The following is an 18,840-nucleotide window of genomic DNA, read 5'->3' as shown; positions in this document are numbered from 1 at the left end:
GTTTATTTTACAATAATCTGTATAGTATCACTTTCCGTAGTTCCACTTCCATTCATAAACTCACAGTGATATTGATAAATGCCAGGAGTTTTCCCTGAGATTTGTGTAATGGCCGATTGAGCACTTGGTGTTTGTGAAGATAAAGATTGCGTTTCAATGAGTTCGCCATTTTCATATAATCGATATTGTGCTGCGTTCGTGCCCCACCACATATTAGCAGTAATGTTATAGTCCCCATCTTGATCCCAGTTGTCACTAGACAACACAGGTTTGCCGGGATTCGCCTCAGTCACGGTGACGGTGTGTGGATCACATGAAGTCGTTCCATACAAATTCGATAACTCACATGTATACACATAGGTTCCATTCGGCTTTCCTTGAATAGGAATAATGGAAGTCTGGGCAGCAGGCGAAACATCGGCCAGTGACTTCGTTTGGATCAATTGGCCATTCTCGTACAACTTATACAGTGAGCCATTGTTTCCCCACCACATATTCATCGTAACTTCGTAATTGCCATCATTTATGCCTGTGGCAACACCGCTATTATTCGAAAGTGCCGGTTTACCTGGCACCCCATTTGCAAGCAATTCCGGGCTAACGGAATGCCGTTCGAACTTGACTGCATCAGCCCTCGTATAAATCATATCGGCAGGTAGAGTTGGCGGATCTACCGTTGTCGGAGTAACCCTGGTTAGACGAACATACTCGCTGCCGTCTCCAGTAAAGTCGAACGTTCCTAGATTAACCCAACCTGAGGAGCCGACGGTTGCATCAATATACGTGACCTCGGTAACCGACTGATGCTTCACTTCTACTTTGACATAATTATCGTTTGCCGTCGTATGGACGAGCTTGTAGATGGAGACCGTATATTTCCCCTCTGGGAACTGGCCTTTCCACGTCGCTGATGATCCTTGCACGGTAGAGTAACGGGACTTAACCCCAATTTTGTATCCGGCTAAATTGCTTTGGCTCCAAGATCCTTCTGTCGTGTATAACCCAGTCGTATTCGTGCTGTCGACAATAACCGTTAAGTCCCTGATCGCAATTGTCAAAGACGGCGTTGTTAAGGTCACCCCGTCAATCGTTACAGTGGCCCATACCTCAATATGATCCGTTTCTCCGTCGAGACTTAGAAGGGTCAACATACCGCTACTGTCCACTTCAGCCAGATCGGTTCGATCAACGAAATATTGCACATTTGCCTGTGATAGATCACCAATCAGACCGTTATCCAAATAGCCGGTCACGCTTAGTTGTGCGGTTTGAGTCATTTGCAGTTCACTCCGATCCGACAGGATCACCACAGACTCCAATTGCGGCATACTTTTTGGATCGACCCACATCATCGCATCGGCAACTACCCGTGACTTGTTGGCCTTATTGGTTAACTCGACATATCCGCTATAGCCTGCTGCAAAAGGATAATCTCCCAGGTGCACCCAAGTCCCATTGGCCGTTGTCTCATCAACGGTAACCGTCTCGGAGCCTCCACTATAATAAACGGTAAATGAGGCATTCGTTGCCCAATTTTCACTTGTAGCGGTTATTTGCGGAAGCTTGTAATACACACTGTAAGTAACACTTTCCGGCAGCTCAGGCTGCCATTTAATTCTGCTTGTCGCTGTGCCGGCAGCCGATTTGGCGTACACATAGTTATCATAGTAATAGTCGTTAGCGGTTGTATCCCGTATCCAGACGCCTTCTGTCTCCGCCTCCGTATTATCCACAATGATCGATGAACCCTTCTGCCAATCCGGTTGAACCGGAGTTTCTTGTACCTGATCAGGCAAATAGAGTGTCCGCTTGCGAGTCTGTTTCCCGTCCGATTCCACATAATAAGTGAAGGTTTGGGATAAATCGTTTACCCGTATCGACCATTCCATCGGATAAATCGTATCTGGAATCGTCGTATACGTCGCCCCGCCATCCAAGGAATAATGGATCGTCGCTGGTTTTGTCGTTTTTGCCTGCACATAAGCATCATAGGCCGTTTCGTCGGGCTTGACGATCAGCATACCTTTAACCGCATCTATAGGGCTGTGGATATCGAAGAAATAGCTTGCCTCCGATGTATCAGCAGTTCTGACCTGGTGCAGCGGCACATCAATGTTGAGTCCTTCTACAATGATAGCGGTTATTCCCTTGCTTGAAACCGTGGCTTGAATGATTCCGCCACTCATAACCGTTTGCTCTGGTGTGCCATTGTCGCGGATGATGGTTACGGTATAATCTTGTGCCGGGTTGAACCCAATGATTTGCGCATTCAATTCGATAGGAGTCTGGACTTCAGCTGACGATTCGTTGCTTAACCCGATGTAGAATTTATTCCCGCTCTCTCCCGTTATCCAGTTCAATTGAGGATGGTTGGTCTTAATAATCCCCTTGGGCATCCAGAGCCAAACGTCGGAATTACCGTAAAAATGACCTGGTTTATTTCCATAGAGGTGATATTTGAACCATAAAAAATTAGTTTCAAATACAGTAGGGAATGTAATACTACCATTCGATTTCAACGATTGTTCGCTGATCAAATAATCCATAGTTTGCCCGAGTTGTCCCGGTATATGGTGATAATAGATAGATGTAGCCCCGCTTGGGCCTTCCAGAGGAAACTCTGGTTCAAGTTGGCTAACGGCGAAGCCCTTATAGTAATAACCTGGATAACTGGAATACCGACCAATAACCGCATTATGAGCAATATCCTGCAGCAGTTTATCACCTGTATAGAGCGACAATCTCAGCATGAATGGAGCTTCCTGAGCATTCATCCGATAATAGCCAGTTGTACTTCCCGCTTCAAACGTCAATCCATTGGGAGAAACAAGCTCACTATCCGCTTGTACGCCTCCGGCTACATCTTCTGGGAGCTTGATCCGAGGATATTGATATTTACCACTTTCCGGCCAATGGAACGACTCCGCGTAATTATACGTCTCAGGCTGCGGAATCGTAACGGCACCTTCAGGAACCGGACGAGCAACGAACATCGTTGCATACCGTTTGGCTTCCTTATAAGCAGCATTCAAGTATTTGGGATCCTGAGTTTCCTCGTAAAGCTCCAAGATCTCCATCCACAGCTTGCTATAATAATAAATGAACTCATTTTTACTCACATTAACAGATGCAGGCGTATCAATATGCTGCATGATATAGCTGTCGGCTGCATCCTTGGCAGCCTGTAAATAATGCGCATCTCCCGTCATACGATACATCATCAGGGGCTGAATGACAGGACCGCGGTCTTTCTGGTCAGGATCACGCACGAGGTACTCTTCCTGTGCTAGCGCCCCAATTCCTGCCGAAGTACCCATCATCTGATTGACAGCGGCTACGCTTGAAAAATCAAACGGCAAGGTTGCCATTTTCCATAATGACGGCACACCGTATACTGGCTTCTGCGTCGGCGACCAACCTATGCCATTTCGCGATAAGCCATACTGGACGGACGGCAATGCTCTCGTATCGTAAAGCTGGTCATCCCCAGTCAAATAGTAAGCCCCCAAAAGAACCGCATTCGAGCTTGTTCGAACGCTATCCTCGTTTTCGATGTCAATGAAGCCCTTGGCACGGCTCCACCACCCGCTGGGTGACGGGACATAATCAACAGAGTCATCTCCTTGCGGCTCTATCTTAAGTAAATCGATCATATTGAACATCGCGTCAGTAAGCGACTGATCTGATACATTCTCACGGTATGCAGAATAACCGTACTCTTTGCGAAGAATATCCGCGTAGGACTCATACAAATTACTTTTTTGAGCGATTAGTCCCATATGAAATTGATAAGTGCTTTCTGCGTTCATTTGCGAATAGGTCCCTAATTGAGGAGCATACAAGATTGGCTGCATGCTGCCTTCGTTGTTGACAAGGCTCATGCCGAGCCTTTGCTTCGTAACACCTCCCGTCGGTTCAAATTCAACCAGAAGCTCATCCGACGGTACAAATACCCCATACGTCAATGGATTCCCCGAACCGTCATTCTTCTCAACCAGACTCATCGGAGCGCTCAGTTCCCTTAAGCTTGTTGATTCCACTGAACCTACCATTTTGGCGTGTGATCTGAAACCATTTAACACTTCATTGACACCTGAGATTTGCTCTGTTGTGAAGGACTGATAACCGATTACATAATTGCCATCCCTGCGAGGTGTAAAGGCGAAGGAAACATCAGGTTTGTCCCCTGACATAGACCAGTTCACTTGTAAATCGTAATCGCTTTCATGTGATGAATCGGTTAATATCGCCGTGTGGCTGTCGGGGAAGTCGATCTCGTCGAATGTAATCCAGTGTTTGTTCATCGTATCGTAGTAATTGGTACGACTCCCCGCATTCCCATCCAATAAGACCCATTGTTCTTCAAGTCTTTCTGATACATTATTGACAGGTACCCAGTTCTCCGTATCCGCGTCCTTGTAGAACAAATCACGAACGATGGATTTGCCACCATCCCAAGCTGCTTCATAGAAGGTTGCTTTATAGCCGTCATTCTCGATGCTGCCTTTTTCCGTGTAACTGAGATTCGCCAATGTACGGCTGCGCAGCGGAGGCAACGGGGGAGCCTGCTGCCGGATATTCCCTTCAAATTTGACCGCATCGGCTCGCGTAATGATCTTTCCGGTCGTAGGTTGTGTTCGAGTCAGTCTGACAAATTCGCTATCATCACCACTGAAATAATATGACCCCAAATCAACCCATCCGGCCGATGGTCCCGACGAGGGTCTCAGATCCATAAACATGACATCCGTAATCCCATTGTGAACAATTTCGATTTTAACATTACTGTCTGCTTTGTCCGCCCAATCAAGCTTGTTGAATGAAATTTTCGCCGTCCCTGCTTCTAATCGCGGATTCCATGTGATGCTTCTTCCTACTGCATCGGTAAATTTGGAACTGGAATAATTATATCCCTTCACTCCCGTACTTGTAGTCCAATCAGGAGCGGAGAATCCGTTATTTGCGTTATTTACATCAGTGGTGACGACATCATCAATCGTGATGCTTCCATCATCAATGATGATCGTCTTATGAGGTTCTTTTTGCTGAATATTACCTTCGAACTTGACCGCATCTGCACGAGTAAGTATCGTGCTGGTTGTGCTGGTAGACCGAGTTAATCTAACGAATTCGTTACCCACTCCGGAAAAATAGTACTCTCCCAAATCAACCCATCCCACAGAAGCGCCAAATGAAGGTCTCAAATCCATAAAAAGAACATCCGTCGTTCCATTGTGGACGATTTCAATTTTTACATTGCTATCTGCTTTATCTTCCCAGTTAAGCTTGTATAACGAAATTCTCGCCGTTCCCGCTTCCAATCGTGGATTCCATGATATCGTTCTGCCTGCTGTACTCGTATATTTGGAACTGGAGTTATCATACCCCTTCACCCCTGTACTTGTGGTCCAATTCGGTGCCAAATATCCGTTGTTCTCGTTACCCACATCAGGTGTCACAACATCATTGATCGTGATGCTCCCGTCATCGATGATAATCGTCTTATACGGTAAGGTCTCTGCATAAGCGGTCCTTATTCCGTCTAGGCTGAAAGGAACTAATATCGTCACGATGAAAACGATTAAGAAAAACAGCTTCCTTTTTATCATACAACTCACAGCCTCCCTTAAGTTGATAACGCTTTCAAAATAATAAAGCCCTCCTTTGTTCGAAGATCATAAAGAAGCGATCAGCCGTATCCTTCTGGCTAATCCCGCTCCGTCGTTTTTATCATAGCATGTCACAGAACTGTGAAATTTCTTTGATTTCAAGAATTTCTTATAAGATTTTAAGCAAGAAGAAACGACTTTGTCTTCCTTTAAAAAAGAGACCTACATCATAACTGGCCGCTCAACTGCAGTCAGTATAAAATAGGTCTTTCAATTGGATAAAACCTTTAGATTAATTATAATGGCGGCTGCACCAATAACAACTTCCCAAGCTGGATCACCGTTTGATCATACCAATCTGGATGCTGCCGAACATGCTCAATACTTCGTTCATTTCCGCATGCCTCAAACACAGCCGCTTTGTCTGTCTTTTCGGTATCGACTTCGAAGCGAACTGTATGTTTCCCATTCGGGAGCTCTGGCAAGAATACATACTGATTACGATTATGATCGTTGTGTAGTGTGAATCGATCGACAATAAAGGGTTCTCCACCATCCACCGACACCTTCAATCTGCCAGAATCAGGCCCCCCGATATCGAATAATCCGATATGGGTTCCCTCGAACTGCACCGTGATAGCCTCTCCAGGATCGACTGCTCGCCATAGGCCGGGGAACAACCAATTGTACTCGCGCACTAAAGCACAATCATCCGGAGTCATGTAAGACCATCCTGCGGAAAAATCGGTAAGACTATCCAGTGACAGCATGGTCGCATACTCCCAAGGATTAGCCGGAACCAACGGATTCTGAGGTAAGTGATGTACTGACCTTCCCGGATGATCTTGAAGTTCTCTAATTTTCTCAAATGACCGGGTGATCGTATCCGTGTAAATCTGGTGTCCTTCAGGAATAGTCGGATGGATCGAATCATGCGTAAAAACAACGGCTCCGGAAATGGACACGTCTTCCCTTGAGGTAAAAACGAGTTTTCCCTCCGACACCAAGTGACTGACCTCTACGCCTAGATGAATCGAAGGAATGCCGTAATAGTCGGCCACTTCCTCTTGCATTATAGCCCCCTTCTGGTATTCCCCAGACTGAAATAAGGCCACATCCCGCTCCTTCAGCGTATAAACGAACAGGATATCGGTAAACCGGTTCCGCTTGCGGATCTGACGGACAATCCCTTCGATACGCGCCTTGGATTCGGGATCTCCGCCATCGTTACCGACAAATTCAACAAATACTAGATCAGGCCGATGACGCAGTACATCTGTCTCCAAACGGGCACAGCCCAAATCCGATCCTGTCCCATCAATGCCTGCATTCACAGAGCGGATATCCGCCTTAGGATATTGCTTACGAAGCCAATCCGCCGTCATGACCCTGTAGCCTTCAGAACGTGTATTACTGCCGCCGAAATAGACGATTGTTACGGTATCCCCATTTTCCAATTTTTGAATTATATTGGGGAGCCCTTTACGAGGGAATAATTCCTTCATCGTGACTTCACCTGACCTCATTTATCGATTTTAGGAGCAAACAATTTTACAGCAAACACTTCGAAATAAGGCGAACCATAAGTTGCGCAGAAATTAATCCGGATTCGGGATACACGTTTCTCATCCACCTTATGTTTATTCAAGGTGAGATAATTCCCACGAGTTATGATTGTCCTATCGGTTCCGTCTTCTAAGGTCAAGGTCATATCATAATCTTGAATAAGGGACTCGATCGGATCGTTGAAATGCTCCAAATCCAGCTGCGAATTAAAAACAAGATGGATTTCGTCCAGATTTTTGGGGCTTGTAAAACAGAATTCCAACCATTCCTGTCCTTTCGAATGTTCAGAAATCCAGCCGTTCGGTTGGCCATAAGGTCTGGAGTAGCCATTGACAACATTCTCAGGACTATACATATTCTGAGCTGGCATCAGGTCCTTAAAGCAAATGCTCTTATTGAATTTCTTCAGCCTGGACGGCTCTTCCGGCCTATAATGGAAGCTGACCGCACCTGTCAATTTCTCTTCATTACCGTATATGGCAATGCTCGCCGTGCCCTCCAATATGATGTAGATTTTGTCGTCAGCCGGTTTCTTGCAGTCCAAGTCTAGCGTAATCCAGTCGTCATGACCGGCTGTAATAACCAAGTGGTAGTCTCTCAACTCGCTGGTTGGAATGTAATTTTCCTTCCGTTCCCCGCCAAACAGCTTCACATGTAGAGTTTCCGAATGCTTGGACCTATTTTTAATTTTGATCCGTACGCTTTCAGCCACGGATGTCTGAATCGGCAAGACCAAACATAACCCTTTCTCCAAGGAAATCTCTTCGGTTGGATGAAGATTGTCATAACTGCGCTGAGACGAGGCACGAATAGTTAATCCGTCAGCGAAGTAAGGATCCAATTCTTCTTGAAGGCCTACAATGGTTTGCCCGTCTCGAAGCAGTAGCGCCTGCAGCTCCCCCATATGAGCTTCGACTATGGCCGCGGGGTCTACCTCATATTTCGAGCACAAAGAAGCAGCTGTTCCAACCGCCTGCCCCATACAACCGCAGGTTGCCATAACCCTTGTAGATCCGAAAGCCACATGGGTAGCACTTATATTGCGACCAGCGAACAAGAGATTAGGAATATTTCGTGAATATAAACTGCGGAAAGGGATATTGTACAATCCGGGCACGAAATTCCAAGCTGTAGCCGGCCCCTCATCGTAGATACCCTTATTAGCATGTAAATCCATATACCATCCACCGACGGATACAGCATCTTCGAAATGCGGCTTTGCTGTGAGATCGTTCTGAGACAACATGTGATCCCCAATAAACCTCCTCGACTCCCGCTTTCCCGGGATCGGGCATACATAATCCAAGATGAGATTGTCTACATCATCAAATTCACCGCTATTTTTGAGATAATCCCAAATCCCGTACACCAATTTCCGCAGTTCCAACGCGATGTCTTCATTATTTTTGATAATATCCATATGTCCGCCGTATTCCAGCCACCACAATCCGCCAAGCCCGTTGATTTTTCTTGGAAAAGCCCGATGGTTCAAGCCTTTTCTGATACTATCGAAAAAGGCCAATTTCGTAATATCATACGCAAAGCCAGGTCTTTTGTATGGAACGGAATATCCTACGTCACGGGCTTGAAACAGGATCGTATCGCCCATGGTGTAATGGTCCGCCACTTCAGGAGCCAATTCTTCCTTGTATTCATGTTTCGCTTCTCTCCCCCATCGGAAGAGAGCACCTGCCTGATATCCGACAACTCCATCTCCGGAGCAATCGATATAGGTTCGGCTTTCAAAACGAAATTTCCTTTCGGAAGCCAATTGAAGGCCCTCCACCCATTTAATTCTGCCGTTCTCCATGCCCGTTTCATGCACGCATGTATTCAGAAATAGAGAAATGTTAGGCTCAGCATAGACCATATCCAACAAGACCGTATCCGAAAGCGAAAGCATCAGCTTCTTGTTGTATAACGGATTATAGTGGAAAATCTTCAACTTGAGTTCTTCCACCAACCCTCCTTCGCGTGCATAATAGGATGGACTGTTTCCGAGATATGCCGACCCGTTGATATGAACCCTGACCTCGCTGCTCGCATTTCCCCCAAGAACCGGTCGATCATTAATAAGTGACACTTGCAGCCCTTGGCGTGCGGCAGCAATGGCAGCGCATATCCCAGCAATACCTCCGCCGACGACGGTTACATCTGCTTTAATAAGCTCCATTTTGATAACCTCCATGATTAGATCCTTCTATCATGGTAATCCTTTTGCTCCCTTTTTTTTTACATGATTTCGCGAAAAAATCACACATTTTTTGCAACCTTAATTGGATTCATACCGTGTCATTTTTATCCGATATTGCTTAGGAGTATCACCCGTATATTCTTTAAATAATTTGCAAAAATAACCTTCATTCACAATTCCTACTTCCTCGCACAATTCCAATATAGAATAATCCTGAACATTTAACAGCTCGAGAGCTAATTGGATTTTTTTACGATTGATGTAGCTGATAACGCCCTCGTTCATTGTTTTTTTGAATAAGCTGCTAAAATACGATGGAGCTAAATTCACTTCCTCGGCAATCGCCTCGAGCGTTAATCGCTGTTTCAGGTTTTTCTCTATAAACCGCATAGCACTCATGATTTCTATACGATGTAAAAGTTGGCCAGCGTGTACATATTCGAAGGTAAAGTCGCCAATATAGGCAAGCTGCTCCCGAAAAGCTAAAAATTCTATGGGAAACTCTGCTACTTCCGTGGCCAACTTGTTCCCCGATTTAAACTTCACAATAATGTCTCTGTACAAGTCTCGTAGCATAGGCGCCATGATGGACTTATGGATTTTATGGTCCGTAACAAATTGGTTCAGATCAGCAAATGCTTTCTCCAGCTCTTCCTTGGAAACCTTTCTTTTCACCCCAGCAAGAAAATCAGCCAGTTTCTGCTGAAATTCTTCTTTTCTGTCATTATGGTAATGGAACCGATGCATGGGTGTTTTTACTACTTTCTCTGTATGATAATAGAAATCATCACTCACATTTTGTGCTTCCGTGTAAGCTTGTTTGATGGATTCCCAGCCTCGGTGCTGACCTCCAAAAGCGACAGATACCCTTTGATTCAAATATTGATGCAAATGGGAGACGATCTGCCCCCCCAGTGTCTGGCAATCATATTCCGTTTCCAGATCACTACGATTATTTTCCCAGGAAAGAAAGCCAATAAAACGATTATCGGATAGATCCGCAGCTACACCACTGCCGCCATTCATCACCGTTTCTTCGATTATATTTGTAATCGCATACCGCAAGATGTTTTGATCAGACGCTGAATAATCGTTTCGGAAACTTTCATACATATTCATTTCGACAATGAAGCAGCGATAGTTGGCTTGAAAAAAATGGAACTGCATGCGATTGGCAAAATCAGATGCCCGATGAGAAGGAATTTCGCCTCTGATAAGCTCGTTAAAAAATTGCTTGCGGACTCTATATTTATTTTCAAGCACGGATACGTTTAACGATTGAAATTCCGCTTCTTTTTTCTTTACCTCATTTAAAATCCCGGCTGCCTTATCTAAAGCTCGATCCAAATCCGCGTCCCTGAGCGGAACCTTAACAATGTACTCCAATACGTTGGCTTGAATAGCTCTCTGGGCGTATTCAAAGGATGAATAAGCGGTCAAAAGAATGAATTGGGTATGGGGAAGCTTTGGCTTTAGCTGCTCAATCATGGAAATCCCATCCATTCGCGGCATGACGATATCAGATATTACGATATCCGGCTTAAGCTTTACGATCTCCTCTAACCCCTTCAGCCCATTATTCGCTTTTCCCACTAAATGAAATCGCCTATCCCTAAGGGAGAGCTCGTGAAAAAACAATTCCAATCTCTGAATGATTAGATCTTCATCGTCAACAATGAAGCAGGTGTAGTCTCTCATCATCATGCATCTCCTTTAAACAAGCCTGCTGGGAATAAGGCGCGAACCCGGGTTATTTCCTTAGGTATGCTTATGATTTGGAGCCCGAATTGTTCTCCGTAGTGAAGTCTGATTCGGTCATGAATATTGTTTAACCCGATTCTTTTTCTTTTCAATTCCACATCCCCCGGTTCTGAAATTAAAATATGCTTTATTTTATCAGTTGGAATTCCCTCGCCCTGATCAACTACTTCTATGATGACATTGCCGCCCTCCCTGTACGCATGAATAGTAATAGGGCCTTCGATCCCCCCACCGTTATAACCATGGAAGATACTATTCTCCACAAGGGGCTGCAGCAGCATTCTAAAAACCGGAAAATCTATTAGCCCTGCTTCGATATTTTCGATTAAGTGGAAGTTTCTGTTATAGCGGATGTTCTGGATCGCGATATAGTCCGATACATTTTGCAATTCCTGACGCAGTGATACCTTCTCCGAAGCGTCGGCTATCCCATATTCCAATATTGAAATAAGAGACTCAATCACCACATCTACTTTCTCTATTTGTCCGAGTCGTATGACATTGCTGATAGAACCAAGCGTGTTATACAGAAAATGAGGGTTTATTTGAGACTGCAGTACTTGAATTTCCAGCTTGCGTTCAAGTTCATTATGAAGCTCTGCTCCCCGAATCAGTTCCACAATTTGCTGCAGCATACGATCGAATGCTCGGGAGAGATCTCCAAACTCATCGTTTCGGTTAATCGATATTGTAGTTGTGAGGGAGCCTTGCTCCACCCGCTTCATTTTTGTTTTGAGTGCATAGAGCGGGTTCCTAATATATTTGGCAATAAAGAAGGAAACGAACAGACTTAAGAGAAAACCTGCAGCTAGAAGCTCGATATAATAGGTTTCCAATCTGGATAAAGCAGCTTTTAGGCGTGATTCATCGTTGATTGAGATGATGGTCCAGTTGAATTTTTCAGTCGGTTTTTTCAGAAGGGAGACCTGAATCCCCTCCTTAGTGTGCAGTTGAAGGTTTGTTTCTGTAGTATCCAGAATTTGTTCCGCTGACGTTTCACCGATTGAAAAAGTATGATCTTGAACATTCAGGGGGCCTTTATTTTCCGAAAATCCGGCAATGATTTTTCCCGATGCGGTGATTAGAGCCAAATTCATTTGTTCTTTTTTATTAATCTTGAACAAGGTTTCTTCAATGGCATTTAGATCTAAATCTACCGCAATGGCCATAGGAAACGGAGCGCTGTTCAGATATCGGACCATCGTAACTGTCCAGCCGGAATATTTAGATTTGTAAGGATCACTGACAAATGTAATCCTTCTATTCTTGTCAGCTGCATCAAACAATGGTTCTCTTTCAGCTAAAGGTTCATCAAATATTCGGGTAGGTGTACTTCCGCCTAGAATAGATAAATCGCTTTTGATCAAATAAATATTACTGACGTAATTACTGTTGAGTTCATACAGCTCTCTTAATTGCTTTTTAATCACGTCCGGATTGTCAATGTTGGCTTTCACCGATGACTCGACCGAGAACAGCATCGTCTGGAAGGAGGAAAAATTAACTGTGAAATACTGATCAATCTTATCAAGTATTTGGTTGGTGTAATAAATGTCAGAGGTTCTTATTTCCTTTTGGACATAGCGATAAGACAATTGGCTTATCAAGATTATGCAGCTTAATACAAATGCAAACACGATAAAAAATAGTTTTAAAGGCAAGCTGATTCTTCTTCGCATCGATCATCTTCCTTTTAAATCTGTAATAAACAAATAATAGCATATGATAAGAAGAAACGCCTTCGGCGTCCTTTTTAAGGACGATAAGCGTTTCTTCGAAAAATAGAAAAATAAAGTATAAAGTAAAAAGTAAAACTTAACCTTCTTATATTTCAATAAAGAGAGGGGCTAATTATGGCCGCTCTCTTCGTTTAAAAGATAAGGAACATTTATATGCTTCGCGCATAAATGTTCCTTATCTTTCTCGCTGAAACGGTACCGTCCTTTAAAAGGACGGCGCCGTTTCTACTTGATTTACTTGATTAAGCCTGCTTCTTTAAATTGCTTGATTACTGAGTCTTTATACTTCTGCATGTCAAACTTAGTTTCCAATGTATTGAGGAAATTGTCCCAGTTCGAAAGAGGTTCTTTGCCAGTCATAAATTTGACCAAGCTTTCATTAATGTAACGTTGGCGGTCAGCTGCCAATGAATCGTTCGGGTCTTCAGTCAATAAATTCCCGGGCAACGTAGCCGCCACGTATTTCTGGTTGTTCTCAAAAGCTTCTGCCGTCTTAGGATTCTGGAAGCTGAAGTACTCAGCATCATCACCACGACGCGGCATTCTATAATGATCGACCCATAAGTACTTTTCTTTCATCTCCTTTGATAATTCGGAGGTTTTATTTTTGATCTTGCCGTCTACCAAATCCCAATGAATCCCTTTAATTCCGTATGCAAAATTCGGATATGCTTCTTTGTCCGTAAAGAGATAATTTAGCATGGACAAGATCCGAATGATTTTGTCCTTATCCGCTTTCTTGGATATGGCCCATGAATTGCCTTGGAACGATTTTCTCTCTACAATTTGATCACCATAAGGACCTGTCATTGGAGGAATGACGATCCATTCCGGCACCTCTCCACTGATTTCTTTCATTTTTTGCTGATAATCTGGTTCCAACCTGCGGGCATCTCTTATCATGAAGCCAACTTTACCCTTAAATAACTTTTGGTCCAATAAATCGGGAGTATTCATCGTCACCCAGTCTGGATCTACAACTTTAGCTTCCATCATTTTATTGATATAAGCGAGTGCTTCTTTCATTTTTGGGTCGGTAAACAGGAACACCGGTTCATTGTCTTTCACATCAATGGCTGAGGGAGGATTGACACCAAACATCCACATCAAACTATCGAAGCCGTAGGTTTGCAGATTACCTTCTTTATTCATACCGCCTATGAATCCGTACGTATCATTTTTGCCATTGCCGTCCGGGTCTTTTTCTGTAAAGGCTTTCATAACTTCAAATAGCTCGTCGGGTGTTGTTGGCACTTCCATATTCAGCTTTTTCAGCCAATCATTACGGATAAAGAAGCTTCGACTAATACCGTTTACGTTATCATAACCTGGAACCCCAATGGTTTTTCCCTGATAGGACATCGCCTCCCAGGAGTCGTTGCTAAAACGTTTCTGCAATTCAGGAAATTGATCCAGATACGGTGTCAAATCCGCAAGAACGCCCTGGTCATAATATTGTGCAAGATCAGCCCGGCTCTTTAAGAAGATCAAATCTGGAATATCTCCGCCAGCAATGAGCGTATTTAATTTAGTCGTTGCTTGCCCTGATTGAGGAATCATCATTTCCAAGTCGATATTTACTGCTTTCTCCAACATTTGGCGTTGGATATCTTCTTCACGGGGAGGAATCGGAGCAGCAGCATTGAAAGTTCCTTGGTTAAACATCGAAATTTTCAATTTGGTTTCAAAGGGACTAGACTGGCCTTGTGAATTACCCGAAGCTGTCGATGTAACCTCTTTTTGTTCCCCACAGCCTGACAATACTGTTCCCACACCGACCATTGCTGTCAGAATAGCAAATGTAATCGCTTTACGTTGCATAATGACCTCTCCTTTGCTTCTATATTATCACGGTTTCCCCGTAACAACTCAGGTTGGAATATCTTTTTAACCTTTAACCGATCCCAAGAGCACACCTTTGGTAAAATGCTTTTGCATAAATGGGTAAACGATCAAAATCGGAACTGTAGTCACGACAACTGCTGCCATTTGTATAGCGAACGTACTAACAGCTCCGGTATTGGCAAGCGAATCAGCACTTTGTGTTGCGACGTTAAGCAGGATGTTGCGCAAGATCACTTGAAGCGGCATTAAGTTGGAATCATTGATATAAACAATAGCATCGAAGTAACTGTTCCAATGCCCGACTGCGTAAAATAAAGAAATTGTGGATAGGACGGGCAAGGACAGAGGTAAGATGATCCGCCATAGCGACTGAAGTTCACTTGCACCGTCTACCCTCGCTGATTCCTCGATTTCAGCAGGCAATTGCTCGAAAAAGCCTTTAATGATCACCAGATTAAATGCACTAATGAGATTTGGAATAATCAATACCCACGGGCTGTTTAGCAATCCCAGAGAGCGGACTAGTAAATAAGTCGGAATTAATCCTCCCCCAAACATCATCGTAAAGACAATGAATAGTAAAAATGGGCTGCGACCCGGCAAATATTTTTTGGATAACGGATATGCCGCGATTACCGTAAAGAACACATTGAGAGCAGTGCCCACAATCGTTCGAAACAATGTAATTTTATACGCCTGCCCAATACCATGAGAAATAAATACTTCTTTATAGGCTAGAAAGGTAAAGGTTTCTGGTATAATAACAATTCCTCTTCTTAGCACTTCCGATTCTGGCGTTACTGAAACAGCAACCACATATAGAAAGGGTAGTAAGCAAAGTAGAGCTAGCAAAATAAGAATAAAATAAACGAATGCTTGCCAGACCTTTTCTCCGATTGTCAAATTGATCATTTTGATAACCACCTCACCAAATTTGCCCATCGAATTTTTTGGCGAGCTTATTCGCTGCCAACACTAAAACAAATCCGATGACCGCTTTAAATAATCCCACAGCAGTAGCCAAGCCAATCTTAAGTCGCTCGAGCCCTTCACGGTATACCCATGTGTCGATAATGTCGATCTTCTCCTGATTAAAGCTGTTGGCAAACATGAATATTTGGTCAAAACCAGCATCCAGAATATGGCTTAATTTAAGGATCAGCATCAGAATCATAACGCCTCGAATGCCGGGAAGTGTTACATGCCATAGCTGTCTCCACTTGGAAGCGCCATCAATTTTAGCCGCTTCATATAAGCTTGGATCGATTCCTGCTAATGCTGCAAGGTACAATATCGCTCCCCATCCAATATCCTTCCATATTTCAGATAAGATGATCAGCAGTCTGCCCCAGGCAGGTTCCGTTAGGAATGAGATGGGTTCAACTCCAGTTTCCTTCAAAATCATGTTAAAAAGACCATCCCCTGGGGCTAGTAATGCCACCATCATTCCATAAACAATGACCCATGATAGAAAGTGGGGTAAATAAGTGATCGTTTGTACGATTTTCTTAAACCATTGGGTATAAACTTCATTGAGCAGCAAAGCAAGTATGATAGGAGCTGAGAAACCAAACAACAGCTTATACAGGGATATGATAATCGTATTTCTCATGATGTCCCAGAAATAAACGCCGTTCATAAAATCTGTGAAATTTCTAAATCCCACCCATGGGCTATCCCATAGTCCCAAAGCTAGGTTATAGTTTTTAAAGGCAATAATGATTCCCGCCATAGGAATGTATTTGAATACGGCAAAGTAAACTAATGCCGGGAACAAGAGAGCGTACATCACTTTATACTTTTTTATCGTCCTTATCCATGAGTTCCGCTTTTTGGGGAGGGGAATGGCGTCCGCTGCCAATTTTGCTTGCATATCATCACCTCGTCTTTATTTGTATTTGTATAATAGCATCTCGTTATTGGATAAATTTCTGTAATTTCAAGAATTTCTTATAAGATATTAAGTAAGTACAGCCCTGGATAATTCCAATGCAATAGGCATGATTGTCTTGATTTAAAGCTGTACAATAACTCTGGCTCGAAAGTTTCAGTATAGACCAAATACAATCCTGAGGTCCCAAACAAAAAAAGCCCTAGAAAAAATTGGGCTTAATTTAATGAGTCATGTTTTTTTATATAATGCATCCACGTATTTTATTTTCCATTACTAAAAACTACATTCATGAGCAAAAAAGGCATCCTCCATCCCTGTTCACGTAAGTTTAGACTTCTCAATATATAAATTAATAATGTTTATGACTGAGCCAAAATTCCTTTAACAAACAATGAGACACTATGCTTGTAGAACTCTTCCTCGGTGACAAATTGGGATTGATATTGCCGGTGAATCAGCTCGCTCATCTGAAATCCGTAACACATCGAGAGAAAAGACATTGCGACAAGACGCTCATCCTGTCTGGCGATAACTTTTTTCTTCTGCAAGCGTTCGAAATATTCAACCAGCAAGGAGTGAAGCTTCGCCGGCGGATCCGCGAGCACTCTGTCTAATTCGGGAAGCATTCCTTTGTCGCGGATGCCAATCAAAATGATGTCCGCATTTTTATGGAAAAACAAACGGTACTGCTGACTTACATTTAGCAGATCGACTTCCGGATTATCGGTCGCTTCCTCTTTTAACAGCTTCTCAAATTGCGGAATATCCGAATGTCTTTCAATGATGGCTTCCAATATCCCTTGCTTACTTCCAAATTGCCGAAAAATCGTAGATTCATTGACTTTAGCTTCTGTTGCAATGGCTTTGGTGCTTACTCCCCGATAGCCATTCTTTTTGATGAGCCGTGTCGCGGCTTCAATGATTCTGTCTGAAGTTTGCATTGTATTTCTCCTTTTGCATATGTTAAACCTATTCTACTACAAGTTCTGCAGTCAGGTACCAATTGCGTGAGCGTGCCCTTTTACTATCATATCGCAAAGAATAAATGCAAGCAAGTACTCGCTTGTATTTATTCTTTGCATTCTCTATAATAATGACTTAGTCAGTATGCCTTATCCTAAAAACATAAACGTAAAGGAGAATTTTTATGAAGTATGGACGTATTATCCAAAAACCTCGCGTTAAATTTTTTGAAGTCGCAGATGGCGTCTTTGCTGGTATTTCGCCGTATCGTGGGATCAGTTGGGCCAATGCCGGATTCATCAACAAGGGTGATGGGTTGGTGTATGATACGTTCTTCGATTTGTTCCATGCACGGGAAATGCGGGAGGTTTTTATGGAAGTAAGCAACGGCGGCTCTCCCGCATATGTCGTGAACTCGCACTATAACAGCGACCACGCCTGGGGAAACAAAGTGTTTGAAGATGCTTGTATTATTATGCACAAGGAAGCCTCCAGAGAGCGTCTCACCGAAAATATCGCCTGGATGGACAGCGTCATCAGAAGAGGAAAGAATTCTCCGGAATCGACTCCGGGCGAGCGGTTTTTTGCAGCGGAATTTGAAGGGTTCGACCTGGAAGGCGTAGAATGGGTGCTCCCGAGTATTGAGATAAAGGACGATATCAACATCCGTCTTGGCGATACAGAAGTTATGATTCACAACGTAGCTCCAGCCCACTCTGATAGTGACTTACTGTTGTGGATGCCAAAAGAAAAAGTGCTGTTCGCTGGCGATGTCGTGTTTAATGGTTGTACGGCATACAGCGAAGAGGGAACCCTCAATTGGGTTAAAGTGCTTGATCGCATTATTGATGAAATTAAACCCGAAATCGTTGTTCCAGGGCATGGCGCCATTTGCGGCTTGGATTTCGTGAAGGAACAGAGAGACTACCTCTTGAACCTGATCAGCGAGTTCAACAAGTATTACAATGATGAAATCGATTCCTTGTCCCTGACCAAGCAAATGGATATTTCCCGCTTCCTTCATTGGATTCAGCCAGAACGCTTGTATGTTACAGTGGATATCCTATTGAAAAGCAAACGAGGGTTGCCACCCCTTCCAGTTTGGAACGAGGTGCCTGCTAAGCTGGAAGACATGAAAGCTTTCTTGGCTGGAAAATATGACAATCAGATCAAGCCATGGGACCCTATGAGTGTTTGGCAAGAATAGCAATTTACAGCTAACCTATGAAAACAAAAGAACGGCCCTGTCGCTAATGATGCGAACAGCGG

Annotated in this window: 10 protein-coding genes; 1 reads left to right on the top strand and 9 read right to left on the bottom strand. The window is 43.6% G+C overall.

Features of this window, described 5'->3' with window-relative positions:
* Positions 1-2: 2 nt before the first annotated feature.
* The 9 genes from NYE72_RS16015 to NYE72_RS15975 form a co-directional block, all read right to left on the bottom strand.
* Complete coding sequence (locus tag NYE72_RS16015) at positions 3-5,609, bottom strand: hypothetical protein (RefSeq protein ID WP_076099124.1); 5,607 nt, start codon at positions 5,607-5,609, stop codon at positions 3-5.
* A gap of 296 nt (positions 5,610-5,905) precedes the next feature.
* Positions 5,906-7,114, bottom strand: a complete 1,209-nt coding sequence (locus tag NYE72_RS16010) for an SGNH/GDSL hydrolase family protein (protein WP_076099125.1) — start codon at positions 7,112-7,114, stop codon at positions 5,906-5,908.
* A gap of 17 nt (positions 7,115-7,131) precedes the next feature.
* Positions 7,132-9,363: an FAD-dependent oxidoreductase gene (locus NYE72_RS16005; protein ID WP_076099126.1), complete on the bottom strand. Its 2,232-nt coding sequence runs from the start codon at positions 9,361-9,363 to the stop codon at positions 7,132-7,134.
* A gap of 84 nt (positions 9,364-9,447) precedes the next feature.
* The gene (locus tag NYE72_RS16000; protein ID WP_256715539.1) at positions 9,448-11,067 is read right to left on the bottom strand and encodes a response regulator; all 1,620 of its coding nucleotides are present in this window, start codon (positions 11,065-11,067) and stop codon (positions 9,448-9,450) included.
* A gap of 2 nt (positions 11,068-11,069) precedes the next feature.
* Positions 11,070-12,809: a histidine kinase gene (locus NYE72_RS15995; RefSeq protein WP_076099128.1), complete on the bottom strand. Its 1,740-nt coding sequence runs from the start codon at positions 12,807-12,809 to the stop codon at positions 11,070-11,072.
* Between the two features lie 294 nt (positions 12,810-13,103).
* Positions 13,104-14,690 (bottom strand): extracellular solute-binding protein, encoded by a 1,587-nt coding sequence (locus NYE72_RS15990; RefSeq protein WP_036677074.1) that lies wholly within the window; start codon positions 14,688-14,690, stop codon positions 13,104-13,106.
* A 66-nt stretch (positions 14,691-14,756) separates the two neighbouring features.
* A complete protein-coding gene (locus NYE72_RS15985) occupies positions 14,757-15,626 on the bottom strand; it encodes a carbohydrate ABC transporter permease (protein ID WP_036677077.1) in 870 nt (289 codons plus the stop codon).
* A gap of 13 nt (positions 15,627-15,639) precedes the next feature.
* Positions 15,640-16,587, bottom strand: a complete 948-nt coding sequence (locus tag NYE72_RS15980; protein WP_076099129.1) for an ABC transporter permease subunit — start codon at positions 16,585-16,587, stop codon at positions 15,640-15,642.
* A gap of 380 nt (positions 16,588-16,967) precedes the next feature.
* Positions 16,968-17,549 carry a TetR/AcrR family transcriptional regulator gene (locus tag NYE72_RS15975; RefSeq protein WP_076099130.1) on the bottom strand — a complete coding sequence of 194 codons (582 nt, stop codon included), beginning with the start codon at positions 17,547-17,549 and terminating at the stop codon, positions 16,968-16,970.
* A gap of 206 nt (positions 17,550-17,755) precedes the next feature.
* On the opposite strand from NYE72_RS15975, the gene NYE72_RS15970 reads away from it, so the two are divergent.
* Entirely contained in the window at positions 17,756-18,778 is a 1,023-nt protein-coding gene (locus NYE72_RS15970; protein ID WP_076099131.1) for an MBL fold metallo-hydrolase, read from the top strand.
* Positions 18,779-18,840 lie beyond the last annotated feature (62 nt).

The sequence above is a fragment of the Paenibacillus sp. FSL L8-0333 genome (assembly GCF_037965665.1).
Classification (GTDB): Bacteria; Bacillota; Bacilli; order Paenibacillales; family Paenibacillaceae; genus Paenibacillus_AQ; species Paenibacillus_AQ odorifer.
Note: the sequence above shows the minus strand (reverse complement) of the source record. Positions and strands in the feature narration are given on the sequence as shown.